1 protein-coding gene is annotated in these 1,890 nt (G+C 36.6%); it reads left to right on the top strand.

All coding sequences use genetic code 11. The annotated features are described in order from the left end of the window. Nucleotides 1-420: 420 nt before the first annotated feature. Entirely contained in the window at nt 421-1,653 is a 1,233-nt protein-coding gene (locus FTV29_RS14920) for an ATP-binding protein (RefSeq protein ID WP_159139014.1), read from the top strand. The last annotated feature ends 237 nt before the right edge of the window (nt 1,654-1,890 follow it).

Below are 1,890 nucleotides of genomic sequence, written 5' to 3'. Positions count from 1 at the left end.
ATTGTATAGATGCTCTAAAATAAACCTTTTAGCATTTCATAAGCAATTAGGATTAAGGCTGAGACCATCAGCACAACAAAAATGAGTTCCACTCTAGTTAACATATTAATTCCTTTTACTTTTCACTTAATTTATATAGCAGTTAAGTCGCAGCAGCAATGACATAACATGACATAGAAAATAATCAAAAAGACAGAATTTGGATTATCTCATCGATGAAAACCTATCAAATTTCGTCTAAAGAGTAGACCTGGTATCTTGGAGCTTGTCGTGATTAGCGTCTCTAAACTGCTATAACAGCAGTTTAGAATTTTAAATATTTCACATGAACTGGAAACCTTCTTTGTAATTAAATATATTTTCACTTGGTATCTAAATTTTGATAGAATTAATTAAAACTTTAGAGTTTAAGTGGAAACAGTGAGAAAAACTAATATTCGACGTGATAGCTACTTAAAATTTCTGAATACATGGCAAAACCGTGATGTCATTAAAGTGCTTTCGGGTGTACGTCGCTCTGGAAAATCCACCTTGCTGGCGATGTTTCAACAAGACCTAAAAGCACAGGGGGTACAAGCCGAAAACATCATTGTCATCAACTTTGAATTTATGGAATTTGAAGAACTCACCGATTACCGTAAACTACATGATTATGTATTGTCAAAAGTTGATGAAAGCAAGAAAAACTATGTTTTTTTAGATGAAATACAACATGTTACCAATTTTGAAAAAGTAGTCGACTCTTTATATGTTCGGGATTATATCGATTTATATATTACAGGTTCAAATGCATTCTTTCTGAGTGGAGAACTTGCGACTTTACTCACAGGACGCTATATCGAGCAACATGTTTTACCCTTGTCATTCCAAGAGTTTAAACAGTGGCATATTGAAAATAATCCGATCATCCAACAATTATCCAATCGTGATTTGTATGCCATGTACACGCGAAGTAGTTTCCCCTATACGCTTGCCATGACCAGCCAGCAGGAAACCTATGATTACTTGCAAGCAGTCTATGCCAGTGTAATGTTTAAAGATGTTATTCCCCGTTTAAATACTGCCGATATTAACTCTCTCGAGCGTGTCGCAAGATATTTGGCAAGCGTGACAGGCTCACCCATTTCCATCAATAAAATTAAAAATACCTTTGTTTCAAGCGGGGTTAAAATCTCATTTGAAACAGTGAAGCGCTATATTCGGGGCTTACAGGACAGTTTGCTATTTTATAGCGCCGCACAGTTTAAAGTACGTGGGCGTGAGTTATTACAATCCTCTGAAAAATACTATTTAGTTGATGTTGGATTGCGCCGCATTATGTTGCCTGATGCTAATGCTGATCAAGGTCATATCTTAGAAAATGTGATTTATCTTGAGCTTGTCAGACGAGGTTATACGGTCTATGTAGGGCGGATTGATGAATATGAAATTGATTTTGTTGCTGTCGATACTTTACAGAATTTAACTTATTATCAGGTGGCATTAGAAACCCTCAATGAGGAGACACTAAGCCGAGAGTTACGTCCATTACAGAAAATTTCTGATTCATATCCCAAGTATTTACTTACCTTAGACACGATCGGGACTGAAGCCAATTATAATGGTATTGTAAAAATGAACGCTCTTGATTGGTTGCTGTCTGAAAATAAGTAAAGTGGAGTCTACTTAGGTTAGTTAAAACACACTCTGTTTCGGCCATTATTTTTAGCTTGGTATAAACGTTGATCTGCGGTTTCTAAAGCACTCATTAACTGGGACTCTGCATCTATCTGTAAGTGAAAGAGGACTCCACCCGACAGTCAGGGTGGAGGTGAATTTCACAGATTTTAACCTTGTTGGTTTTGAATGTATTTCTTAATAATATCTAAGGGCGCACCACCGCACGACCCT

Source organism: Acinetobacter sp. YH12254 (assembly GCF_013417415.1).
GTDB lineage: Bacteria > Pseudomonadota > Gammaproteobacteria > Pseudomonadales > Moraxellaceae > Acinetobacter > Acinetobacter pseudolwoffii.
Note: the sequence above shows the minus strand (reverse complement) of the source record. Positions and strands in the feature narration are given on the sequence as shown.